The organism is Streptomyces sp. NBC_01551 (assembly GCF_026339935.1).
In the GTDB taxonomy this organism is placed as follows: Bacteria; Actinomycetota; Actinomycetes; order Streptomycetales; family Streptomycetaceae; genus Streptomyces.
In genome coordinates this window covers 706,383-725,309 of the sequence record NZ_JAPEPX010000001.1, presented here as the reverse complement: position 1 = coordinate 725,309, position 18,927 = coordinate 706,383, and the positions used below count along the sequence as shown (strand labels likewise).

18 protein-coding genes and 1 riboswitch are annotated in these 18,927 nt (G+C 72.2%); of the genes, 12 read left to right on the top strand and 6 right to left on the bottom strand.

What is annotated here, in order from left to right; genetic code table 11:
- Positions 1-3 precede the first annotated feature (3 nt).
- Positions 4-102: riboswitch (glycine riboswitch) on the top strand.
- Positions 103-300: 198 nt separating this feature from the next.
- Positions 301-3,186 (top strand): aminomethyl-transferring glycine dehydrogenase, encoded by a 2,886-nt coding sequence (gene gcvP / locus OG982_RS03060; RefSeq protein ID WP_266789979.1) that lies wholly within the window; start codon positions 301-303, stop codon positions 3,184-3,186.
- A 116-nt stretch (positions 3,187-3,302) separates the two neighbouring features.
- On the opposite strand, the gene OG982_RS03055 is transcribed toward gcvP, so the two are convergent.
- Together OG982_RS03055 and OG982_RS03050 are read right to left on the bottom strand one after the other, a co-directional pair.
- Complete coding sequence (locus tag OG982_RS03055; protein ID WP_323139220.1) at positions 3,303-3,509, bottom strand: DUF5999 family protein; 207 nt, start codon at positions 3,507-3,509, stop codon at positions 3,303-3,305.
- A 268-nt stretch (positions 3,510-3,777) separates the two neighbouring features.
- Positions 3,778-4,392 (bottom strand): hypothetical protein, encoded by a 615-nt coding sequence (locus OG982_RS03050; protein ID WP_266789983.1) that lies wholly within the window; start codon positions 4,390-4,392, stop codon positions 3,778-3,780.
- A 494-nt stretch (positions 4,393-4,886) separates the two neighbouring features.
- Here OG982_RS03050 and OG982_RS03045 point away from each other — a divergent pair, with 494 nt between their 5' ends.
- Both OG982_RS03045 and OG982_RS03040 read left to right on the top strand, forming a co-directional pair.
- The gene (locus tag OG982_RS03045) at positions 4,887-6,425 is read left to right on the top strand and encodes a glutamate-cysteine ligase family protein (protein ID WP_266789985.1); all 1,539 of its coding nucleotides are present in this window, start codon (positions 4,887-4,889) and stop codon (positions 6,423-6,425) included.
- A gap of 131 nt (positions 6,426-6,556) precedes the next feature.
- Positions 6,557-7,354 carry a CPBP family intramembrane glutamic endopeptidase gene (locus tag OG982_RS03040; RefSeq protein WP_266789987.1) on the top strand — a complete coding sequence of 266 codons (798 nt, stop codon included), beginning with the start codon at positions 6,557-6,559 and terminating at the stop codon, positions 7,352-7,354.
- Between the two features lie 35 nt (positions 7,355-7,389).
- Here OG982_RS03040 and OG982_RS03035 read toward each other — a convergent pair whose 3' ends face one another.
- Complete coding sequence (locus OG982_RS03035) at positions 7,390-8,208, bottom strand: PhzF family phenazine biosynthesis protein (protein WP_266789989.1); 819 nt, start codon at positions 8,206-8,208, stop codon at positions 7,390-7,392.
- A 185-nt stretch (positions 8,209-8,393) separates the two neighbouring features.
- Here OG982_RS03035 and OG982_RS03030 point away from each other — a divergent pair, with 185 nt between their 5' ends.
- Positions 8,394-8,993 (top strand): PadR family transcriptional regulator, encoded by a 600-nt coding sequence (locus OG982_RS03030; RefSeq protein ID WP_266789991.1) that lies wholly within the window; start codon positions 8,394-8,396, stop codon positions 8,991-8,993.
- Between the two features lie 84 nt (positions 8,994-9,077).
- Here OG982_RS03030 and OG982_RS03025 read toward each other — a convergent pair whose 3' ends face one another.
- Positions 9,078-9,506 carry an SRPBCC family protein gene (locus OG982_RS03025; protein ID WP_266789993.1) on the bottom strand — a complete coding sequence of 143 codons (429 nt, stop codon included), beginning with the start codon at positions 9,504-9,506 and terminating at the stop codon, positions 9,078-9,080.
- 192 nt (positions 9,507-9,698) lie between these two features.
- Here OG982_RS03025 and OG982_RS03020 point away from each other — a divergent pair, with 192 nt between their 5' ends.
- A complete protein-coding gene (locus OG982_RS03020) occupies positions 9,699-10,676 on the top strand; it encodes a DMT family transporter (RefSeq protein ID WP_266947884.1) in 978 nt (325 codons plus the stop codon).
- 303 nt (positions 10,677-10,979) lie between these two features.
- Positions 10,980-11,933, top strand: a complete 954-nt coding sequence (locus OG982_RS03015; RefSeq protein WP_266949856.1) for a DMT family transporter — start codon at positions 10,980-10,982, stop codon at positions 11,931-11,933.
- Here OG982_RS03015 and OG982_RS03010 read toward each other — a convergent pair.
- Positions 11,915-12,613 (bottom strand): pyridoxamine 5'-phosphate oxidase family protein, encoded by a 699-nt coding sequence (locus OG982_RS03010; RefSeq protein ID WP_266789996.1) that lies wholly within the window; start codon positions 12,611-12,613, stop codon positions 11,915-11,917. The two genes, OG982_RS03015 and OG982_RS03010, sit on opposite strands and share 19 nt — an antisense overlap.
- Before the next feature lie 37 nt (positions 12,614-12,650).
- Here OG982_RS03010 and OG982_RS03005 point away from each other — a divergent pair, with 37 nt between their 5' ends.
- Positions 12,651-13,982, top strand: coding sequence for an aminotransferase class I/II-fold pyridoxal phosphate-dependent enzyme (locus tag OG982_RS03005; RefSeq protein WP_266789998.1), 1,332 nt, complete (start codon positions 12,651-12,653; stop codon positions 13,980-13,982).
- 77 nt (positions 13,983-14,059) lie between these two features.
- Here the strand turns inward: OG982_RS03005 and OG982_RS03000 are convergent, their stop codons facing one another.
- The gene (locus OG982_RS03000; RefSeq protein ID WP_266790000.1) at positions 14,060-15,136 is read right to left on the bottom strand and encodes a DMT family transporter; all 1,077 of its coding nucleotides are present in this window, start codon (positions 15,134-15,136) and stop codon (positions 14,060-14,062) included.
- A 74-nt stretch (positions 15,137-15,210) separates the two neighbouring features.
- Between OG982_RS03000 and OG982_RS02995 the strand changes: the two genes are divergently transcribed.
- From OG982_RS02995 to corA, 5 genes are all read left to right on the top strand, one after another.
- A complete protein-coding gene (locus OG982_RS02995) occupies positions 15,211-16,110 on the top strand; it encodes a LysR family transcriptional regulator (RefSeq protein ID WP_266790002.1) in 900 nt (299 codons plus the stop codon).
- A 39-nt stretch (positions 16,111-16,149) separates the two neighbouring features.
- Entirely contained in the window at positions 16,150-16,542 is a 393-nt protein-coding gene (locus tag OG982_RS02990) for a molybdopterin-binding protein (RefSeq protein ID WP_266790004.1), read from the top strand.
- A gap of 124 nt (positions 16,543-16,666) precedes the next feature.
- A complete protein-coding gene (locus tag OG982_RS02985; protein WP_266949855.1) occupies positions 16,667-17,203 on the top strand; it encodes a DM13 domain-containing protein in 537 nt (178 codons plus the stop codon).
- Positions 17,204-17,332: 129 nt separating this feature from the next.
- Positions 17,333-17,665: a hypothetical protein gene (locus tag OG982_RS02980; protein ID WP_266790006.1), complete on the top strand. Its 333-nt coding sequence runs from the start codon at positions 17,333-17,335 to the stop codon at positions 17,663-17,665.
- A gap of 166 nt (positions 17,666-17,831) precedes the next feature.
- Entirely contained in the window at positions 17,832-18,914 is a 1,083-nt protein-coding gene (corA, locus tag OG982_RS02975; protein WP_266790008.1) for a magnesium/cobalt transporter CorA, read from the top strand.
- Positions 18,915-18,927: the final 13 nt, after the last annotated feature.

The following is an 18,927-nucleotide window of genomic DNA, read 5'->3' as shown; positions in this document are numbered from 1 at the left end:
TGTAGACCCTGTGCGGGAGAGTCCTCCGAGTGAGCGTGACGGAGGCGCCGAAGGAGCAAATCCTCCCCGGAATCTCTCAGGCATACGTACCGCACGTGGTGAGGCCACTCTGGAAAGCAGGGGCGGGTACCGGGCGAGCAGTGCCGGTTCCGCTCCTCACCGACGGTGAAAATCGGTCCTCGCGGGCAACCCCCGAGCGGACCGGTGAAGCTCTCAGGTGCAGATGACAGAGGGGGAGGCCGTCCGGGTGCCCGCGCCGTGGTGCCCCTCGCAGGTCGTACGACCAGGAGGCCTCCGTACATGACCGCCAACCGCATTCCGCTCTCCCAGCTGGAGCGAGGCATCCCCTTCGAGCAGCGCCACATCGGCCCGGATGCCGAGGCGCAGGCGAAGATGCTCGCCCAGGTGGGCTACGGCTCCCTGGACGAGCTGACCGCTGCCGCGGTACCGGATGTGATCAAGACCGCCGACGCGCTGAACCTGCCCGAGGCGCGGACCGAGGCCGAGGTGCTCGCGGAGCTGCGCGAGCTCGCGGGCCGCAACCAGGTGCTGTCGTCGATGATCGGTCTCGGCTACTACGGCACCTTCACGCCGCCGGTGATCCTGCGCAACGTCATGGAGAACCCGGCCTGGTACACGGCGTACACGCCGTACCAGCCCGAGATCTCGCAGGGCCGTCTGGAGGCTCTGCTGAACTTCCAGACCGTCGTCGCCGAGCTGACCGGGCTGCCGACTTCCGGTGCCTCGCTGCTCGACGAGGGCACCGCGGCCGCCGAGGCCATGACCCTGGCCCGCCGGGTGGGCAAGGCCAAGGGCAACGTCTTCCTCGTCGACGCCGACGCGCTGCCGCAGACCATCGCCGTCATCGAGACCCGCGCCGAGCCGATCGGCATCGAGGTCGTCGTCGCCGACCTCTCCGAGGGCATCCCGGCCGAGATCGCCGAGCGCGGCGTCTACGGCGTCCTGGTCCAGTACCCCGGCGCCTCCGGTGCCGTACGGGACATCAAGCCGGTCATCGACCAGGCGCACGGGCTCGGCGCGATCGTCGCCGTCTCCGCGGACCTGCTCGCCCTGACCCTGCTGACCTCCCCGGGCGCACTGGGCGCGGACATCGCCGTCGGCACCACGCAGCGCTTCGGCGTCCCGATGGGCTTCGGCGGACCGCACGCCGGTTACATGGCCGTCCAGGACAAGCACGCCCGCTCGCTGCCCGGCCGCCTGGTCGGCGTCTCCGTGGACGCGGACGGCAACAAGGCGTACCGCCTGGCCCTCCAGACCCGCGAGCAGCACATCCGCCGCGAGAAGGCCACCAGCAACATCTGTACCGCGCAGGTGCTGCTCGCCGTCATGGCCGGCATGTACGCCGTCTACCACGGCCCCGACGGCCTGCGGACGATCGCCCGCCGCACCCACCGCTACGCGGCGCTGCTCGCCGCAGGTCTGACGGCCGGCGGGGTCGAGATCGTTCACGGCTCCTACTTCGACACGATCACCGCCCGGGTTCCGGGCCGCGCGGCCGAGGTCGTCGCCGCCGCCCGCGAGGGCGGGGTCAACCTGTACCAGGTCGACGCCGACCTGGTCTCCCTCGCCTGTGACGAGACCACGCTGCGCGCCGACGTCGAGGCCGTCTGGGCCGCCTTCGGTGTCACCGCCGACATCGAGGCGCTGGACGAGACCACGGCCGAGACGCTGCCCGAGGGCCTGCTGCGCTCGGACGCGTACCTGACGCACCCGGTGTTCCACCAGCACCGCTCCGAGACCGCGATGCTGCGCTACCTGCGCAAGCTCTCGGACAAGGACTACGCGCTGGACCGCGGCATGATCCCGCTGGGCTCCTGCACCATGAAGCTCAACGCGACCACCGAGATGGAGCCGGTCACCTGGCCCGAGTTCGGCCAGCTGCACCCGTTCGCCCCGGTCGAGCAGGCGGGCGGCTACCTCACGCTCATCAATGAGCTGGAGGAACGTCTCTGCGAGGTCACCGGATACGACAAGGTCTCCATCCAGCCGAACGCCGGCTCCCAGGGTGAGCTCGCCGGCCTGCTGGCCGTCCGCGCCTACCACCGGGCCAACGGCGACGAGCAGCGCACCGTCTGCCTGATCCCGTCCTCCGCGCACGGCACCAACGCCGCCAGCGCCGTGATGGCCGGCATGAAGGTCGTCGTCGTCAAGACCGCCGACGACGGCGAGGTGGACGCGGCCGACCTGCGCGCCAAGATCGAGCAGCACCGCGACGAGCTCGCCGTTCTGATGATCACGTACCCCTCGACGCACGGTGTGTTCGAGGAGCACGTCGCCGACATCTGCGCCCAGGTGCACGAGGCCGGTGGCCAGGTGTACGTGGACGGAGCCAACCTCAACGCCCTGGTGGGCCTGGCGAAGCCCGGTCACTTCGGCGGCGACGTCTCGCACCTGAACCTGCACAAGACGTTCTGCATCCCGCACGGCGGCGGCGGCCCGGGCGTCGGCCCGGTCGGTGTCCGGGCGCACCTGGCCCCGTACCTGCCGAACCACCCGCTCCAGCCCACCGCGGGCCCGGAGACGGGCGTCGGCCCGATCTCGGCGGCCCCGTGGGGCTCCGCCGGCATCCTGCCGATCTCCTGGTCGTACGTCCGCCTCATGGGTGGCGAGGGCCTCAAGCGCGCCACCCAGGTGGCGGTGCTCGGAGCGAACTACATCGCCAAGCGTCTGGAGCCGCACTACCCGGTGCTGTACACGGGCCCGGGCAACCTGGTCGCGCACGAGTGCATCATCGACCTGCGCCCGCTGTCGAAGGCGACGGGCGTGAGCGTGGACGACATCGCCAAGCGCCTGATCGACTACGGCTTCCACGCGCCGACCATGTCCTTCCCGGTCGCCGGCACGCTGATGATCGAGCCGACGGAGTCCGAGGACCTCGCCGAGATCGACCGTTTCTGCGACGCGATGATCGCCATCCGCGGCGAGATCGAGCGGGTCGCGGGCGGCGAGTGGCCGCTGGAGGACAACCCGCTGGCCAACGCCCCGCACACGGCGGCGGCGCTGGGCGGCGAGTGGAACCACCCGTACAGCCGCGACGAGGCCGTCTTCCCGGGTGGCGTCACGGCCGCCGAGAAGTACTGGCCGCCGGTGCGCCGCATCGACGGCGCGTTCGGCGACCGGAACCTGGTCTGCTCCTGCCCGCCGCTGGACGAGTACGACAACTGAGCCGCCGGCTCGCCGAGCGGGTGAGCCCTCAGGCATGACGAAGGGGCCGGTCCGGGAGTTCCACTCCGGGGCCGGCCCCTTCGCCGTACGTCATGAACACGGCGTGCTGTCGTCGGCTAGGCCGCCTTCGCCACGTGCGCCGCCGCGAGCGGGCGGTGCGGGGCGATGATCTGGCCGTCCGGCAGCAGCTCACCGGTGTCCTCGAAGAGCAGGACACCATTGCACAGCAGGCTCCAGCCCTGTTCCGGGTGGTTCGCCACGGGATGCGCGGCCTCCCGGTCGGCGGAGTCGGCTGACGGGCACGCTGGCTGGTGCTGGCACATGGATGCGTTCTTTCGCTGCGGTGTGGTCTGTGTGCTGCGGCTCGAAGCCTTGTTCATGGCCGCCCCCCGTATCACTGTCTTGGTTTGGTCAGGGTCCCAGTGTTGCCCTACGGCACTGCGTCCGGAGGGATTTCCCGGCAGCTGTCCTCATACAGTGATGACGCATCACCCGTGCGGGCGGTTCAGGTCAACTCCCCTGTCATTTCGGATGGTTAAGTGGGGGCCCGAGTGGGCTAGGCCGAATGGGCCGTCCGGGTCACGGGCGTGTTCAGGCCGCCGGAGCCGCGTACGAGGGCGGTACGGGAGGCCTCAGCCGGTGGGTCAGCACCGGCAGGAGTTCGGACACCGGGTGCGGTCGGTACGCGGCGATCCCGGGCGGGGCGGGGGCCAGCGGAACGAGCAGGTCCGCGGCGGCCGGCAGTCCGGCGGACGCGTCGGCGCCCACCGCACCGTGCAGCCACAGGGTCAGCATGTACAGCTCTGGCACGGAGAGCAGTCTCGGCTGGTAGTTGCTGCCGAGCGACTCGGCCTGGCGCAGGGCGCGTTCGGTCGCGGCCACGTAGGGGCCCTCGAAGAAGTGCGAGAAGACCCAGCCCTCCGGGGTCAGCCGGGTGTCGGCGGCGGCGATGAAGCGGTCACCGCCGCGGATCAGGAACCGCCAGCCGGTGAGCCGGGTGCGCGGCGGCCGGCCGCCCGCGGCCAGGTGGGAGGTGTGCAGCCGGTCGAGGACGTGCACCGGCAGGGGGAGTTCGACGGTCATGGGCGCCCCCTGGAGTGCGCGCAGGGCGGGTGTGTGTGCCTCGTTGACGGCTGCGGGGGAACCGAGTGCCGAGAGGACGCTGCGCAGGGCGGGCGCGGGAGCCGGAGGGACGTGCAGCGGCATGGTGGGTCGCCTCTCACTTGGGAGACCTGTGGTGCAGGGGAATGTGCTGACGGCGCTGTCGCATTCTGGGGCCAGAGGGGGGCTGAGGGGCAATGGCCGCGCGCCAACTCTCTGCCTCGTTTGCGGAGTTTATACGACATGTGTTCACACAGTGTTTCAGCTACCTGTCCCGCCTATTGCCGACAAGACGTTTACCGGTCCCACTGTCATGGCTTTCATGCCGGTTGCGCGTGAACATCCCGCGCTGACCTCGGAGGTTACCGGACGGGGGCTCGGCTGGAAAGCGCCGGTTATCCGTAACCGGCAATGTCGACGCGGAATTTGCGCGAGGAGAGTTGCCAGGTGAATGTGCCGAAGCGACCGTCGGCCAAACCGGCGCGCGCTCCCCGCCACGCACGCCCCCGCGGAGTTATCGATCACCCCGCCGGGGCATCATCGACCGTAACGCGCGCCTGGGTGCCCAGGGCCAGGCCCAGTCGAGGAGGGACGCTTCGATGGGGGAGAAGGTCGTGGCAGGCGGATTCGACCTGTCCGATCGGCAACGGTATCGGAGGAAGCTTCACGAGTGCCTTGAGGGACTGGAGCGGCTTCTGGCGGAGAAGAGGTTCGATCGCCCGAAGAACATGATGGGGCTGGAGATCGAGCTGAATCTAGCGGGTGCCGACGGGTTGCCGCGAATGGTGAATGCCCAGGTTCTGGAGCGGATTGCGAGCCCCGATTTCCAGACCGAACTCGGAATGTTCAACCTGGAGGTGAACGTCCTGCCGCACCGGCTCGGCGGCCGGGTATTCGACCAGCTCTCCGAAGAGCTGAGCGCCGGTTTGGCATATGCGCACCGGCAGGCCTCGGAGATCGATGCCGGGGTGGTGATGATCGGTATTCTGCCGACGATCTCGCGGGCCGACCTGGTCACCGCCAACCTTTCGGCCGTGGACCGCTACTCGCTGCTGAACGAGCAGATCCTGATGATGCGGGGGGAGGACTTCACCGTCGACATCGACGGGGTCGAGCGGCTCACCTGGAGCTCGGGGTCGATCGTGCCCGAGGCCGCCTGCACCTCCGTACAGCTGCACCTGCAGGTGACGCCGGCGCGGTTCTCCGACGTGTGGAACGCGGCGCAGGCGGTGACCGCCGTACAGATAGCCGTCGGCGCCAACTCGCCGTTCCTGTTCGGGCGCGAGCTGTGGCGGGAGTCGCGGCCGCCGCTGTTCACCCAGGCCACCGACACCCGGCCGCCGGAGCTCCAGGCGCAGGGGGTGCGGCCGCGGACCTGGTTCGGGGAGCGCTGGGTGGACTCGGCGTACGAGCTCTTCGCGGAGAACGTCCGCTACTTCCCCTCCCTGCTGCCCATTTGCGACGAGGAGGAGCCGTTGCGGGTGCTCGGCGAGGGCGGCGTGCCGAGCCTCCAGGAGCTGGTGCTGCACAACGGCACGATCTACCGGTGGAACCGGCCCGTCTACGGCGTCGCCGACGGGGTCCCGCACCTGCGGGTCGAGAACCGGGTGCTGCCGGCCGGTCCCACCGTCGTCGACGTGGTGGCCAACGCCGCCTTCTACTACGGGCTGGTACGGACCCTCGCCGACGAGCAGCGCCCGGTGTGGAGCCGACTGCCCTTCGCGGAGGCGGAGGCCAACTTCGACGCGGCCTGCCGGTACGGGATCGACGCGCGGCTGCGCTGGCCGCGCCGGGGCCGGGGCGGCGGAGGACTGGCGAGCGTGCCGGCGGTACGGCTCGTACTGGAGGAGCTGCTGCCGATGGCGGCGGCGGGGCTGGACGCCTGGGGCATCGAGCCCGCCGACCGGGACCACTACCTCGGCATCATCGAGGAGCGGTGCCGGCGCCGGGTGAACGGGGCGACCTGGCAGGTGGACACGTACCACGCGGCCTTGGCGGCGGGGCTGGAGCGGGACGCGGCGCTGGCCGCGACCACGCGGCGCTACACCGAGCTGATGCACAAGGGCGATCCCGTGCACACCTGGCCCGTGGGCCTGGCGGAGAAGGAGGTGAGCGCCTCGGTGCCGGTCGGGCGCTGAGGCCGCGTGCGTGCGAGTGAGGTCGTGGCAAGGCTCCCGGGCCGTCCGGTGATCCCGTTCCCCCGTCGAAGAGGCAGTATGGGGTGGTCAGGGCGGGAAGTCGCAGCGGGATGGCGGGACGGGAGTCGGGCGTGCGGACTGAGTCGGAGCCGGTGGTCGGGGAGCTGGGCGGACAGGACCGCGCTCTCCTGCGGACCGAGACGCTGCTCGTGCTGGCGCTGTCGCTCGGCGCGAGCGGGGTCTCGGCGCTGATCAGCTTCATCGGCTCGCTCACCAAGCCGGGCGGCCTCAAGGACCAGGCCGCCACGCTCAACGGCTCGTACGCGCCCGGCCGGCCCTGGCTGGACCTGGCCTGGCAGCTGTTCGGCATCGCGAGCGCGCTGGTGCCGGTGCTGCTGGTCGCGCACCTGCTGACCCGGGAGGGCGCCCCCGGGCTGCGGGTGCTGGGCTTCGACCGGACCCGGCCGCTGTGGGACCTGGGCCGGGGCGCGCTGGTCGCGGCCGGGATCGGGAGCGCGGGCCTGGCCTTCTACCTGGCGGCGCGCGCCTCCGGCTTCAACCTGACGGTGGTGCCGGAGGCGCTGCCCGACGTGTGGTGGAAGTTCCCGGTGCTGATCCTCTCCGCGGTGCAGAACGCCGTGGTCGAGGAGGTCATCGTGCTGGCGTACCTGCTGCGGCGGCTGGGTCAGCTGGGCTGGTCGCCGATGGGCGCGCTGCTGGCCAGCTCGGCGCTGCGCGGCTCGTACCACCTCTACCAGGGCATCGGCGGGTTCATCGGCAACATGGTGATGGGGGCCGTCTTCGTGCTCGCCTACCGCCGGTGGGGCCGGGTGGCGCCGCTGGTCGTCGCGCACGCGCTGCTCGACATCGTCGCCTTCGGCGGGTACGCGCTGCTGGCGGGGAAGGTGGGCTGGCTGCCGACCCCCTGATCCCCTGTTTCGGGGGGTCGGCAGCCTGACCCGGCTCAGGGGCGGGCGAGGAGTTCGCCGTCCAGGACGGTGACCGCGTCGCCCGTCAGGAGGGTGCGGTCGCCGCGGAGGCGGACGGTGACGTGGCCCTGGCGGGCCCCGCCCTGCAGTCCGACGAGTTCGGTACGGCCGAGCCGCGCGGCCCAGAACGGGGCCAGGGCGGTGTGGGCGCTGCCGGTGACCGGGTCCTCGTCGATGCCGAGCGCCGGGAAGAAGCCGCGCGAGACGAAGTCGTACCCGCGCGAGGGGTCCTCGGCGGGCGCGGTGACGATGATCCCGCGGCGGGCGTAGCCGCGCAGGGCGGCCAGGTCCGGGGTGAGCTCCCGTACGGTCCGCTCGTCCGCCAGCTCGACCAGCAGGTCGCCGACGTGCTCCGACGTGTCGTGGACCGACGCGATCTCGGCGCCGAGCGCGCCGCGCACCTGCGCCGCCGGCTCGATCCGGGTGAGCGCGGACGTCGGGAAGTCCAGGGTGATCGTGCCGTCCGTGGCCGCCTGCGCAGTGAGTATCCCGCAGCGCGCCGTGAAGCGGATCAGCCCGGTCGCGAGACCGCTCGTCGCCAGGACGTGGGCGGTGGCGAGGGTGGCGTGGCCGCACATGTCGACCTCGGCGGCGGGGGTGAACCAGCGCAGCGCCCAGTCGGCGTCCCCGCCGGGCGGCAGGGGGTGCGCGAAGGCCGTCTCGGAGAGGTTGACCTCGGCGGCGACCTGCTGGAGCCAGACCTCCGAGGGGAACCCGTCCTCCAGGAGCAGGACTGCGGCGGGGTTCCCGGCGAACGGGCGGTCGGTGAAGGCGTCGACGATTCGGAGGCGCATCCCCCGACCGTAGGGCGGGTTCTTGATCGTCGACAAAGGCCAATCCCGGGTGCATGGCCCTATCGTCGAAGAGTTTCCGATATATCGTTGACGCATCGCGATCGGTCAGTGATAGTGGAGATGTCGGAAGGTGAAACCGACGAGAACGACCTGGTTGGCACTGAAATGACGAGAGGAGCGCAGTCATGCGTTCACACGGACACGAACACGGACGAGGTCACGGCCACTGCGGGCCGGACCGTCGGGAGGAGTTCCAGGGGCGGCGCGCCGCGTTCGGGCCGTTCGGGCCGGGCTTCGGCGGCGGGCCCTGGGGTGGGCGAGGAGGCCGCGGCGGACCGCGTGGCCGGGCCCGGCGGGGTGACGTACGCGCCTCGATCCTGGCGCTGCTCGCCGACCGGCCGATGCACGGCTACGAGATGATCCAGGAGATCGGCGAGCGCAGCGGCGGGGCCTGGAAGCCCAGCCCGGGCTCGGTCTACCCGACCCTCCAGCTGCTGGAGGACGAGGGGCTCATCACCAGCGAGAGCGAGGGCGGCAAGAAGCTGTTCACGCTCACCGACGCCGGCCGCACCGAGGCCGAGGCGGGCTCCGCCGCGCCTTGGGACGAGGCGGGCCGCGGCTTCGACCGCGAGGCGATGAGCGAGATCCGGACGGCCGGCATCGGCCTGATGGAGGCGTTCGGGCAGGTCTGGAAGACCGGCTCCGCCGAGCAGCGGGAGAAGGCGATCGCCGTCGTCAACGACGCCCGCAAGAAGCTCTACCTGATCCTGGCCGACGATCACTGATCCTGTCGGCGTCTTTCATGACGGTGCGCCCCGCGAGGTTTCTCGCGGGGCGCACCATCATGCGGGTGCGTGTGTGCGCCCTCGTCAGGCGACCAGGCCCGCCAGTTTGCGCAGCGACTCGTTCAGTGCGGCGGTGGCCGAGTCCTTGAGCTTGCCCGCCATCAGCGAGACGGCGGCCCCGTTGAACTCCCCGTCGATGCGGACCGTGGTGGCCCCGCCGTCCGGGATCAGGGTGTACCGGGTGAGGATGGCCACGCCCATCGGGCCCTTGCCGGTGATGGCGAAGAGCCGCTCGTTCTCCAGCTCCGAGACGGTCCAGGCGACCTCGGCCGGGAAGCCCATCATCTTCATGTTCTCCTCGAAGGTGGCGCCGACCGCGAGGGTCTCGGGGCCGCCCTTGGGGAAATTGGTGTGGGTCATGCTCCACTGGCCGTACGCCGCCCAGTCCGTCAGCTGGGCCCAGAGCTTCGCGGCGGGCGCCTCGATGCGTGATTCCGCGGTGACTTCGGCCATGCGACCACCCCTTCTCGTCGGGTACGTGCGGCGGAACGTAGCCCCGGCGGGCGGAACATTCAATACTGACGGGCTGTCAGAAATAGCCCCGCCCGGGTGCGGCCCGTAGCGCTGCGGTCACGGTGGTATCGACTCCGTCTCAACAGGTGTCACGCCGGTGACGGTCCTGACGAGCCCTGACATGATGGCCTGATGCAAGCGTCAGGGAAGAACGCCGGACTGGGCCTCGCCCTCGTCTCGGCGGTCGCGTTCGGTGGGTCGGGCGTCGCGGCGAAGCCGCTGATCGAGGCGGGGCTGGACCCGCTGCACATGGTCTGGCTCAGGGTGGCCGGGGCGGCTCTCGTGCTCTCCCCGCTGGCCTGGCGGCACCGTGATCTGGTCCGCCGCAAACCGTTCCTGCTGGCCGGCTTCGGGCTGGTCGCCGTCGCGGGCGTGCAGGCCTTCTACTTCGCCTCCCTGTCCCGGATCCCGGTCGGCGTGGCCCTGCTGCTGGAGTACCTGGGGCCGGCGCTGCTGCTCGGCTACATCCGGTTCGTCCAGCGCAAGCCCGTCACGCGGGCGGCCGCGGCCGGTGCGGCGGTGGCCGTGGTGGGTCTGGCCTGCGTGGTCGAGATCTGGGCCGGGCTGAGTCTGGACCTGCTCGGCGTGCTGCTCGGCCTCGCCGCCGCCTGCTGCCAGGCCTGCTACTTCGTCTTCGCCGACCAGGGCGCCGACGGGGACGACGTCCCCGACCCGCTGGGCGTGATCGCCTACGGCATGATCGTCGGCACGCTGGTGATGACCGTGATCGCGCGGCCCTGGCAGATCGACTGGCAGGTGCTGGGCGGGCAGGCCGCGATGGGTGACACGACCTTGCCCGCGCTGGTGCTGCTGGGGTGGGTGGTGCTGATCGCCACCGTCTTCGCGTACCTGACCGGGGTGGTTTCGGTGCGCAGGCTCTCGCCGCAGGTGGCCGGGGTGGTGGCCTGCCTGGAGGCGGTCATCGCGACCGTGCTGGCGTGGGTGCTGCTCGGGGAGCACCTTTCCACGTGGCAGATCGTGGGCGGTGGGCTGGTGTTGGGCGGGGCGTTCATCGCTCAGTCCTCGCGGTCCGCCGGTGCCGGGATTCCCGTCGAGTTGGTGGGGGCGGTGGATCCGGCCGAGCCGGATCGGGTGAAGGCGCAGGCCTAGGTGGGGTGGGGTGGATCCGACCCCGGTCGTGAGCAGGGCGTTCCTGAGCAGGGCGTTCGTGAGCAGGGTGCGCCGCCTGGCGCGGGTCTCTTTCGGAGGGCTTGCTTCCTGTTGGGGCTGGTCCGGGCGGCGGGGAAGCCGTAGGGTGGCGATCATGCAGCAGACCGTGCTTCCGCCTCCTGCCGCCTAGCGCGGGCGGCAGGCACTCGTACGAGAACCCGGCCCGGGAAGTCCCCGGGAGGTTCGCGCTGCCCGCGATGCGATGACCTCTCTCATCCTTCTCGCACGCGGAGACCACACGTGTTGAATCAACCGCCCGCCTCTTCCGGGCGCAGTCTGCTGTACCTCGTCATCGCCGGCGCCGCCTGGGGCACTGCCGGGGCGGCGGCTTCCCTGCTCTTCCTGGCCAGTGACCTCGGGCCGCTCTCCCTCACCTTCTGGCGGTGCGCCGGTGGGCTGGTGGTGCTGCTCGGGGTGCTCGCCGTACGCCGTCCCCGGCGGGCGGCGCGGCCGTCGGCGGGGTCGCTGGTCGCGACGGGGCTGATGTTCACCCTGTTCCAGGCCGCGTACTTCGCCGCCGTGCAGGAGACCGGCCTGGCGGTCGGGACCGTGGTGACCCTGGGCGCCGGGCCGGTGCTGATCGCGCTCGGGGCGCGGCACTGGATGGGCGAGCGGCTCGGTCCGGGCGGGGTCGTCGCCGTCGGCGGGGCGCTCGCCGGGCTGGCCGTGCTGGTGCTGGGCAGCGGGGGCGGCGAGGTGCGGCCCGTCGGTGTGGGGTGGGCGCTGCTGTCCGCCGCCGGATACGCGGCGATGACGCTGCGGGCCCGCTGGCTCGGGCAGCGCGGGGCGGGCGGGGACCCGCTGGTCACCACCGTCTGGTCGACCGGGGTGGGCGCGGTGTGCCTGCTGCCGTTCGCGGTGGTGGAGGGGCTGCTTCCGCACACCGTGGAACTCGGGCGGGTGGTCTGGCTGATGGTGTACGTCGCCACCGTGCCGACGGCTCTGGCGTACGCGCTCTACTTCACCGGGGCGGCCTCGGTGCGGGCCGCGACGGTGTCGGTGATCATGCTGATCGAGCCGGTGAGCGCGGCTGTGATCGCCGTCCTGCTGCTGGGGGAGCGGCTGACCGGTGCCGTGGTGCTGGGCACCGTACTGCTGCTGACCGCGGTGGGTGCGCTGATCGTCGCCGAGGCGCGGCGGCCGGCGGACGGGCCGCGGGTGCGGCCCGTCCCGATGGCTCAGAGCGCCGCGAGGTAGTCCGGGACGGCGATGCCGGGGGCCAGGTCGGCGGCCGGGACGGGGGTTCCGTACGCGGGCGCGACCGGGACCACGCCCGTCCAGTAGGGCAGGTCCAGGTCCTCGGCGTCGTCGTTCGGCCCGCCGGTACGGAGCTTCGCGGACACCTCGTCGAGGTCCAGCCGGATCACGGCGGTGGCCGCGAGCTCCTTGGCGTTGGCGGGCCGGGAGTCGGCCGAGCGGCCCGGTACGACGTGGTCGACCAGGGCGTCCAGGGCCATCCGGCACTCGGCCTCGTCCGTGACCTGGTAGGCGGTGCCGTGGACGACGACCGAGCGGTAGTTGAGCGAGTGGTGGAAGGCCGACCGGGCCAGCACCAGGCCGTCGACGTGCGTCACCGTCACGCAGACGGGCAGGCCGGGGTCGGCCTTGCCGGCGGCGAGGAGGGGGCGGGAGCCGGTGGAGCCGTGGATGTACAGCCTCTCGCCGACCCGGCCGAAGAGCGTCGGGAGGACCACGGGCGCGCCGTCGCGGACGAAGCCGAGGTGGCAGACGTACGCCTGGTCGAGTATCGAGTGCACCGTCTCGCGGTCGTAGCGCGCCCGCTCGCGGGAGCGGGTGGGGACCGTGCGGTCGGTGGGCTCGTAGGCGGTGGTCCCGGTGGTCCCGGTCGTTCTGGTCGGCTCGGTCGTGGCGGTCATGGTGCGGACTCCGTTGTACTAGTGCATAATCGGCTTTGTGCTAGGAGACTATCGGATCGTTGGGCGTCGCGCATCGGATATCGCGGCCAGTGTCGAAGCGGGTGTCGGATCGGGCGCGCTCGCACCGGGGGCGCCGCTGCCGCCGATGCGGGAGCTGGCCGGGGAGCTCGGGGTGAACCCGAACACCGTGGCCGCCGCGTACCGGACGCTGCGGGAGCGCGGGGTCATCGAGACGGACGGGCGGCGCGGCAGCCGGGTGCGGGCGCGGCCGGCCACGGCCCCGCGGGACGCGCTGCGGATGCCGGTGCCGGCGGGGGTGCGGGACCTCGCGGAGGGCAATCCGGACCCGGCGCTGCTGCCGTCGCTGGAGGCGGCGCTGGCCGCGGCCGCGCGGCGGCACGCGCGGCAGCCGACGCTGTACGGGGCCGACCCGGTGGCGCCGGAGCTGGCGCGGCGGGCCCGGGCCGACTTCGACGCGGACGGGGTGGCGGCGGGGCCGGTGGGGGTGACCTCGGGGGCGCTGGACGGGATCGAGCGGGTGCTGATCGCGCATCTGCGGCCGGGGGACGCGGTGGCGGTCGAGGACCCGGGCTGGGGCAGCGTGCTGGACCTGGCGGCGGCGCTGGGCCTACGGGTGCTGCCGGTCGCCGTGGACGACGACGGGCCGGTGGCCGACGCGGTCGAGCGGGCGCTGGCCGAGGGGGCGCGGGCCCTGGTGGTGACCGCGCGGGCGCAGAACCCGACCGGCGCGGCGGTCGGCGCGGGCCGGGCGGCGCAGCTGCGGGCGCTGCTGGAGCGCTACCCGCAGACGCTGGTGGTCGACGACGACCACGGGCACGGCATCGTCGACCTGCCGCTGAACTCGCTGGGCGGCGTGACCCGGCACTGGGCGTTCGTCCGCTCCACGGCCAAGGCGTACGGGCCGGACCTGCGGGTCGCGGTGCTGACGGGCGACGCGGTGACGATGGACCGGGTCCGGGGGCGGCAGCGGCTGGGACCGGGGTGGGTGAGCCGGCTGCTCCAGGACGTGGTGGTCGAGCTGTGGGCCTCGGGGGCGGTGGACCGGGCGGCGGTGGCGCGGTCGTACGGGGAGCGGCGGGACGGGCTGGTCGCGGCGCTGGCGGAGCGGGGGGTGCGGGCGCACGGGCGGAGCGGGATGAACGTGTGGGTGCCGGTGGGGGACGAGACCGGGGCGGTGACGCGGCTGCTGGCCGCAGGGTGGGCGGTGTCGCCGGGGGCGAGGTTCCGGGTGGAGTCCGGGCCGGGGATCCGGATCACCGTGTCGGGGGTTGGGGTGGGGGAGGTGGCGGGGCTCGCCGACGCGGTGTGCTCTGCCGTGGGGCCGGCGGGTGGGGGGCGGATGGGGTGAACCCCCTCCCGCCCCCGGTGGTGAGGTGTGCCGGTGCGGCGCCGTTGTCGGGGGCTCCGCGCCCGAGCCTCCGCGCCTCAAACGCCGGCGGGGCTGGATTTGCTCTCGGCGGAGCTGGATGTGCTCCCGGCGGGGCTGGATTGGGCCTCGGGGGCGCTGGGCTTGGCCCCGGGGGCGCTGGGCTTGGCCCCGGGGCTGGATCGGCGGGCTTGGGTCAGGGCCGCGCCTGCCAGGACGATGGCGGCGCCCACCGGGGTGTTCCAGTGGAGTTGCTCGCCCAGCAGGGCCACGCCTGCCGTGGTGGCGATCACCGGGATGAAGTACGTGACCATCTGGGCCGTCGTCGGGCCGACTTCGGTCACCAGGCCGTACTGCATCTGGAGCGCCATGCCCGTGCCCAGTGCGCCCAGGGCGATCACGGAGAGGGTGGGCCACAGCGGGAACGAGGTCGGGGCCGAGGTGAAGAGGGAGCTGACCAGGAGCAGTTGGAGTGTCGAGATCAGGAGCTGGGCGCCGGTCAGGGCCACCGGTGAGCCCGGGGTCGACGCCAGCGTGCGGCGGACGTAGATCCAGCCGATCGGGTAGCAGAGCGAGGCCAGCAGTGCGAGCGCCGTGCCCTTGGCGTCCACGCCGGAGAAGCCCTGCCACGCGCCGAGCACCGTCAGCACGCCGAGGAAACCCAGGCCCAGGCCCGCGAAGCGGCGCCGCGTCGGACGGTCCTCGGACAGCGCCACCAGCGAGAGCGCCATGCCCCACAGCGGCGAGGTCGCGTTGCAGATGCCCGCCAGGCTCGACGGGATGCTCAGCTCCGCGTACGCGAACAGCGAGAACGGGGCGGTGTTCAGGAGCAGCGCCGCCACCGTCAGGTGCGCCCAGGTGCGGCGGCCGCGCGGCAGGCGCTCGCGGCGGAACAGGAGCACGGTCAGCAGGGCGAGCGCGCCGAAGAAGACCCGGCCGAGGGCGACCTGGAACGGCGCGTAGGCCTCCGTACCCACCTTGATCAGCAGGAAACTGAAGCCCCAGATCACCGAGAGGAACGCGAAGCGCAGCCGCCAGTCCAGGCGCGTCGTCGTCCGGGAGGTACGCGTCGTCGTCGGGGAGGCCGGGGAGGTCAGTGGGGCGAGGGTTCTGCGAGGGGTGGCGGGTGCGCTCATGCGGTCAACTCTGCGGTGTTCAACCTCGTAGAACAAGCGAGACTTCATGGTGAAGAAGGCGTAGCATCGCTTACATGTTGAACCTGGAGCGGCTCCGCACCCTCGACGCCCTCGCCCGCCACGGCTCGGTCAGCGGCGCGGCGGAAGGACTCCACGTCACCACCTCCGCCGTGTCCCAGCAGATGGCCAAGCTGGAGCGGGAGATCGGCCAGCCGCTGCTCGCCAAGAACGGGCGCGGCGTGCGCCTCACCGACGCCGGGCGCCTCCTCGCCGATCACGCGGCCCGGATCATCTCCCAGGTGGAGCTGGCCCAGGCCGATGTCGAGGCCCAACGGGGTTGTGCCGTCGGCGAGTTGCGGGTCGGGGCGTTCCCGACCGCCATGCGCGGGCTGCTGCCCGGGGCGCTCACCGCACTGCGCGCCGCGCACCCCGAGCTGCGGACCCGCGTACGGGAGCAGGAGCCGGAGGAGAGCATGGCGGCCGTCGTCCGCGGTGACCTCGACCTGGCCCTGGCCATCGACTGGCACAACAAGCGGATGCCGGTGCCGGCGGAGCTCACGCGGGCGCACCTGCTCGACGACTCCTGCGACATCGCGGTGCCGGCCGGTCACCGGCTGGCCGGCCGCGACCGGATCTCCCTCGCCGAGTTCGCCGACGAGGAGTGGATCTCCTGGAACGAGGGCCAGTTCTGCCACGAGTGGCTGGTGTACACCCTGCGCGGCACCGGCATCGAGCCGCGCATCGCGCACATCGCCGAGGAGCACCACACCCAGCTGGCGTTCGTCGAGGCCGGACTCGGGGTGTGCGTGACGCCCCGGCTCGGGCGCGGCCCGGTCCCGCCGGGGGTCCGGCTGCTGCCGGTGAGCGCCGCGGTGCGCCGCCACGTGTACGTGGTCTGGCGCGCGGACGCCGACCGCCGGCCCTCGATCAGGGCGGCCGTCGAGGCCCTCCAGGTGGCCGCCCTCGCGGTGTAGGCCGACTGCTGCCGATCATGCGGGCGATACGCTGCCGGTATGGAGTCCTACACGATCGGCCAGGCGGCGCGGCTGCTTGGCGTCAGCGTCGACACGGCCCGGCGCTGGGCTGACGCGGAGCGCTTTCCCACCCACCGGGAGGGCACGCGGCGGATGGTCGACGGGCCCGACCTGGCCGCGTTCTGCGTACAGGCCGCACAGGAGGGCGGGGACGGCGAGGAAGCCCCGTACACCTCGGCGCGCAATGCCTTTCCCGGCATCGTCACCGCCGTGAAGCTCGGTACGGTCGATGCCCAGGTCGAGATCCAGGCCGGGCCGCACCGCATCGTGTCGCTGCTGACGCGCGAGGCGGTCGAGGAGCTCGGGTTGGTGGTGGGCGCGCGGGCGACGGCGCGGGTGAAGTCGACGAGTGTCTTTGTCGACCGGCCCTGACGTGGCGCAACGCCGCGACGTAAGGGTTTCGTCATCAGCTTTGGGGTAGGGCGGGGCGGCCGCGGGCGGTTGGATGGGGAGGACGCCGGCGCTGCCGGTGCGAGCACGCTGAAGCTGAATGGGGATGGTCGTCGTGGCGCGGGTACTGGGCCGGTGGAAGTGGGCGCTGCTGGGTGCGGGCGTGGTGGTGCTGGGCCTCGGGATGTTCTGGTTCCAGCCGTGGAAGCTGTGGCAGAACGCGACCGTCCAGGAGGCCCTGCCGGGCTCGTCGGCATCCGCGTCCGCCAAGCCCGGGGCGGCGCAGCCGCGCACCGTGGCCGAGGGCGCGCTGATCAGCCACGAGCACACCACCTCCGGCACCGTGAAGGTGATCCGCCTCGCGGACGGCTCGCACACCCTGCGCCTGGAGAACCTCGACACCAGCAACGGGCCCGACCTGCGGGTGTGGCTGACGGACGCTCCGTTCAAGGAGGGCGTGGCCGGCTGGCGGGTCTTCGACGACGGCCAGTACGTCAGCCTGGGCAAGCTCAAGGGCAACAAGGGCGACCAGAACTACGAGATCCCGGCCGGAGTGGACCTGTCGAAGTTCACCAGCGTCACCATCTGGTGCGACCGGTTCGACGTGTCCTTCGGAGCGGCCCCGCTCGCGGCGCGCGCGTAGCGGGCGGGCTGCGCGCGCGTAGCGGGCAGGCTGTCGGCAGGCAGCGGCCGGTGGCCGAAAACTGCCGGGCCCCGGCATGAAAGCGCCGGTGTGACGCGGGCTAGCCTGACCCCACACCGGAGGGGATCGATGAACGGGAACCCGCAGATACACGCCACCTTGCTGGCGGTCTCGACGCTGCTTCTGCTGCCCTTGCCGCTGCTCGTTCTGGCCGGGCGCACGCCCGCCTGGCTGCGGGCGCGGGTCGCCGCGCCGCGCCCGATGGCGCTCGCGCTGATCAGCTTCTGGCTTCCCGCGCCGTTCGGCGCCGTACCGCGGATCCTCGACGCCGGGTTCGGCGTGGTCATGGCCTGCACGCTGGTGTCCCTGCTGTTCGGCTGCGCCGGGGTCGCTTTCTTCCTGCGCTCCGCCCGGGCGGAGCGCAGGACGCGACGCGGTCACGCGCAGCCGCCGGCCGCCTGAGCCGGCCGCCTGAGCCGGCCGCTCTGGCTGGTCGCGGCCCTGCCGCCACACCGCGTCGCCCCGTCCGCCCGGCGTACACGCGGGCGAGCCACCCCGCCTGGCGTGGGCGGATCGGCGGCGGTGGCAGACTGGCCGGTGATCGGCCGAAGGGAATCCCGCGTTGTCCATGTTCAGCAATCTCCGCCGGGCGGTGAGCCGCGGCTACCGGCGGGCCGTCGACCTCAGCCACCCGGCCCGCTCCCCGCTCGGCAGCGCGGTCGTCAACTGCGTGGTCTACCACGAGGGTGTACGGCAAGACGGCTGCGCCGAGGTCGAGGAGGCGCTGCGGCGGGTCCGCAAGACGGGCGAGGGGTTCGTCTGGATCGGCCTCCACGAGCCCTCGCAGGAGGAGATCGCCGGGCTCGCCTCGTTGTTCGGCCTGCACCCGCTCGCCGTCGAGGACGCGGTCAACGCGCACCAGCGCCCCAAGGTGGAGCGCTACGACGACACCCTGTTCGCCGTGTTCAAGACCGTCCGCTACGTCGAGCACGAGGAGCTGACGGCGACCAGCGAGGTGGTGGAGACCGGCGAGCTGATGGCGTTCACCGGCGAGGACTTCGTCATCACGATCCGGCACGGCGGCCGGGGCACCCTCGGCCCGGTCCGCGAGGAACTCGAAGCCTCGCCGGAGCAGCTGACCAAGGGGCCGGCCGCCGTGCTGCACGCGATGGCGGACCACGTCGTCGACGACTACGTGGCCGTCACGGACGCCGTGCAGAACGACATAGACGCCGTGGAGACCGCCGTGTTCAGCGAGTACGGCGGCCGCGGCGACGCGGGCCGGATCTACCAGCTCAAGCGCGAACTCCTGGAGCTGCGCCGCGCGGTGGCCCCGCTGGCCCGGCCGCTCCAGGTGCTCGCCACGCAGCCGATACCGGTCATCCCGCCGGAGATCCGTACGTACTTCCGCGACGTCTCGGACCACCTGACCCGCGCCACGGAGCAGATCGGCTCCTACGACGCGCTGCTCGACTCGATCCTGCAGGCACACCTCGCGCAGGTGACCGTCGCCCAGAACGAGGACATGCGCAAGATCACGGCGTGGGCGGCGATCGTCGCCGTGCCGACGATGGTCTGCGGGGTCTACGGCATGAACTTCGACCACATGCCCGAACTGCACTGGACCTACGGATACCCGGCCGTCCTCGGCGTCATGGCCATCGCCTGCTTCGCCATCCACCGGGGCTTCCGGCGCAACGGCTGGCTCTAGGGGTCTGTCGTCA

What these genes read in the sequence shown, in the direction of transcription:
- OG982_RS02990 (WP_266790004.1), top strand. Translation starts at nt 16,150, where the DNA reads ATGGAGTCCTACACGATCGGCCAGGCGGCGCGGCTGCTTGGCGTCAGC.
- OG982_RS03050 (WP_266789983.1), bottom strand. Translation starts at nt 4,392, where the DNA reads ATGCCGCTGCACGTCCCTCCGGCTCCCGCGCCCGCCCTGCGCAGCGTC.
- corA (WP_266790008.1), top strand. Translation starts at nt 17,832, where the DNA reads ATGTTCAGCAATCTCCGCCGGGCGGTGAGCCGCGGCTACCGGCGGGCC.
- OG982_RS03010 (WP_266789996.1), bottom strand. Translation starts at nt 12,613, where the DNA reads ATGACCGCCACGACCGAGCCGACCAGAACGACCGGGACCACCGGGACC.
- OG982_RS03025 (WP_266789993.1), bottom strand. Translation starts at nt 9,506, where the DNA reads ATGGCCGAAGTCACCGCGGAATCACGCATCGAGGCGCCCGCCGCGAAG.
- OG982_RS03045 (WP_266789985.1), top strand. Translation starts at nt 4,887, where the DNA reads ATGGGGGAGAAGGTCGTGGCAGGCGGATTCGACCTGTCCGATCGGCAA.
- OG982_RS03035 (WP_266789989.1), bottom strand. Translation starts at nt 8,208, where the DNA reads ATGCGCCTCCGAATCGTCGACGCCTTCACCGACCGCCCGTTCGCCGGG.
- OG982_RS03030 (WP_266789991.1), top strand. Translation starts at nt 8,394, where the DNA reads ATGCGTTCACACGGACACGAACACGGACGAGGTCACGGCCACTGCGGG.
- OG982_RS02995 (WP_266790002.1), top strand. Translation starts at nt 15,211, where the DNA reads ATGTTGAACCTGGAGCGGCTCCGCACCCTCGACGCCCTCGCCCGCCAC.
- OG982_RS02985 (WP_266949855.1), top strand. Translation starts at nt 16,667, where the DNA reads ATGGTCGTCGTGGCGCGGGTACTGGGCCGGTGGAAGTGGGCGCTGCTG.
- OG982_RS03055 (WP_323139220.1), bottom strand. Translation starts at nt 3,509, where the DNA reads ATGTGCCAGCACCAGCCAGCGTGCCCGTCAGCCGACTCCGCCGACCGG.
- OG982_RS03020 (WP_266947884.1), top strand. Translation starts at nt 9,699, where the DNA reads ATGCAAGCGTCAGGGAAGAACGCCGGACTGGGCCTCGCCCTCGTCTCG.
- gcvP (WP_266789979.1), top strand. Translation starts at nt 301, where the DNA reads ATGACCGCCAACCGCATTCCGCTCTCCCAGCTGGAGCGAGGCATCCCC.
- OG982_RS02980 (WP_266790006.1), top strand. Translation starts at nt 17,333, where the DNA reads ATGAACGGGAACCCGCAGATACACGCCACCTTGCTGGCGGTCTCGACG.
- OG982_RS03000 (WP_266790000.1), bottom strand. Translation starts at nt 15,136, where the DNA reads ATGAGCGCACCCGCCACCCCTCGCAGAACCCTCGCCCCACTGACCTCC.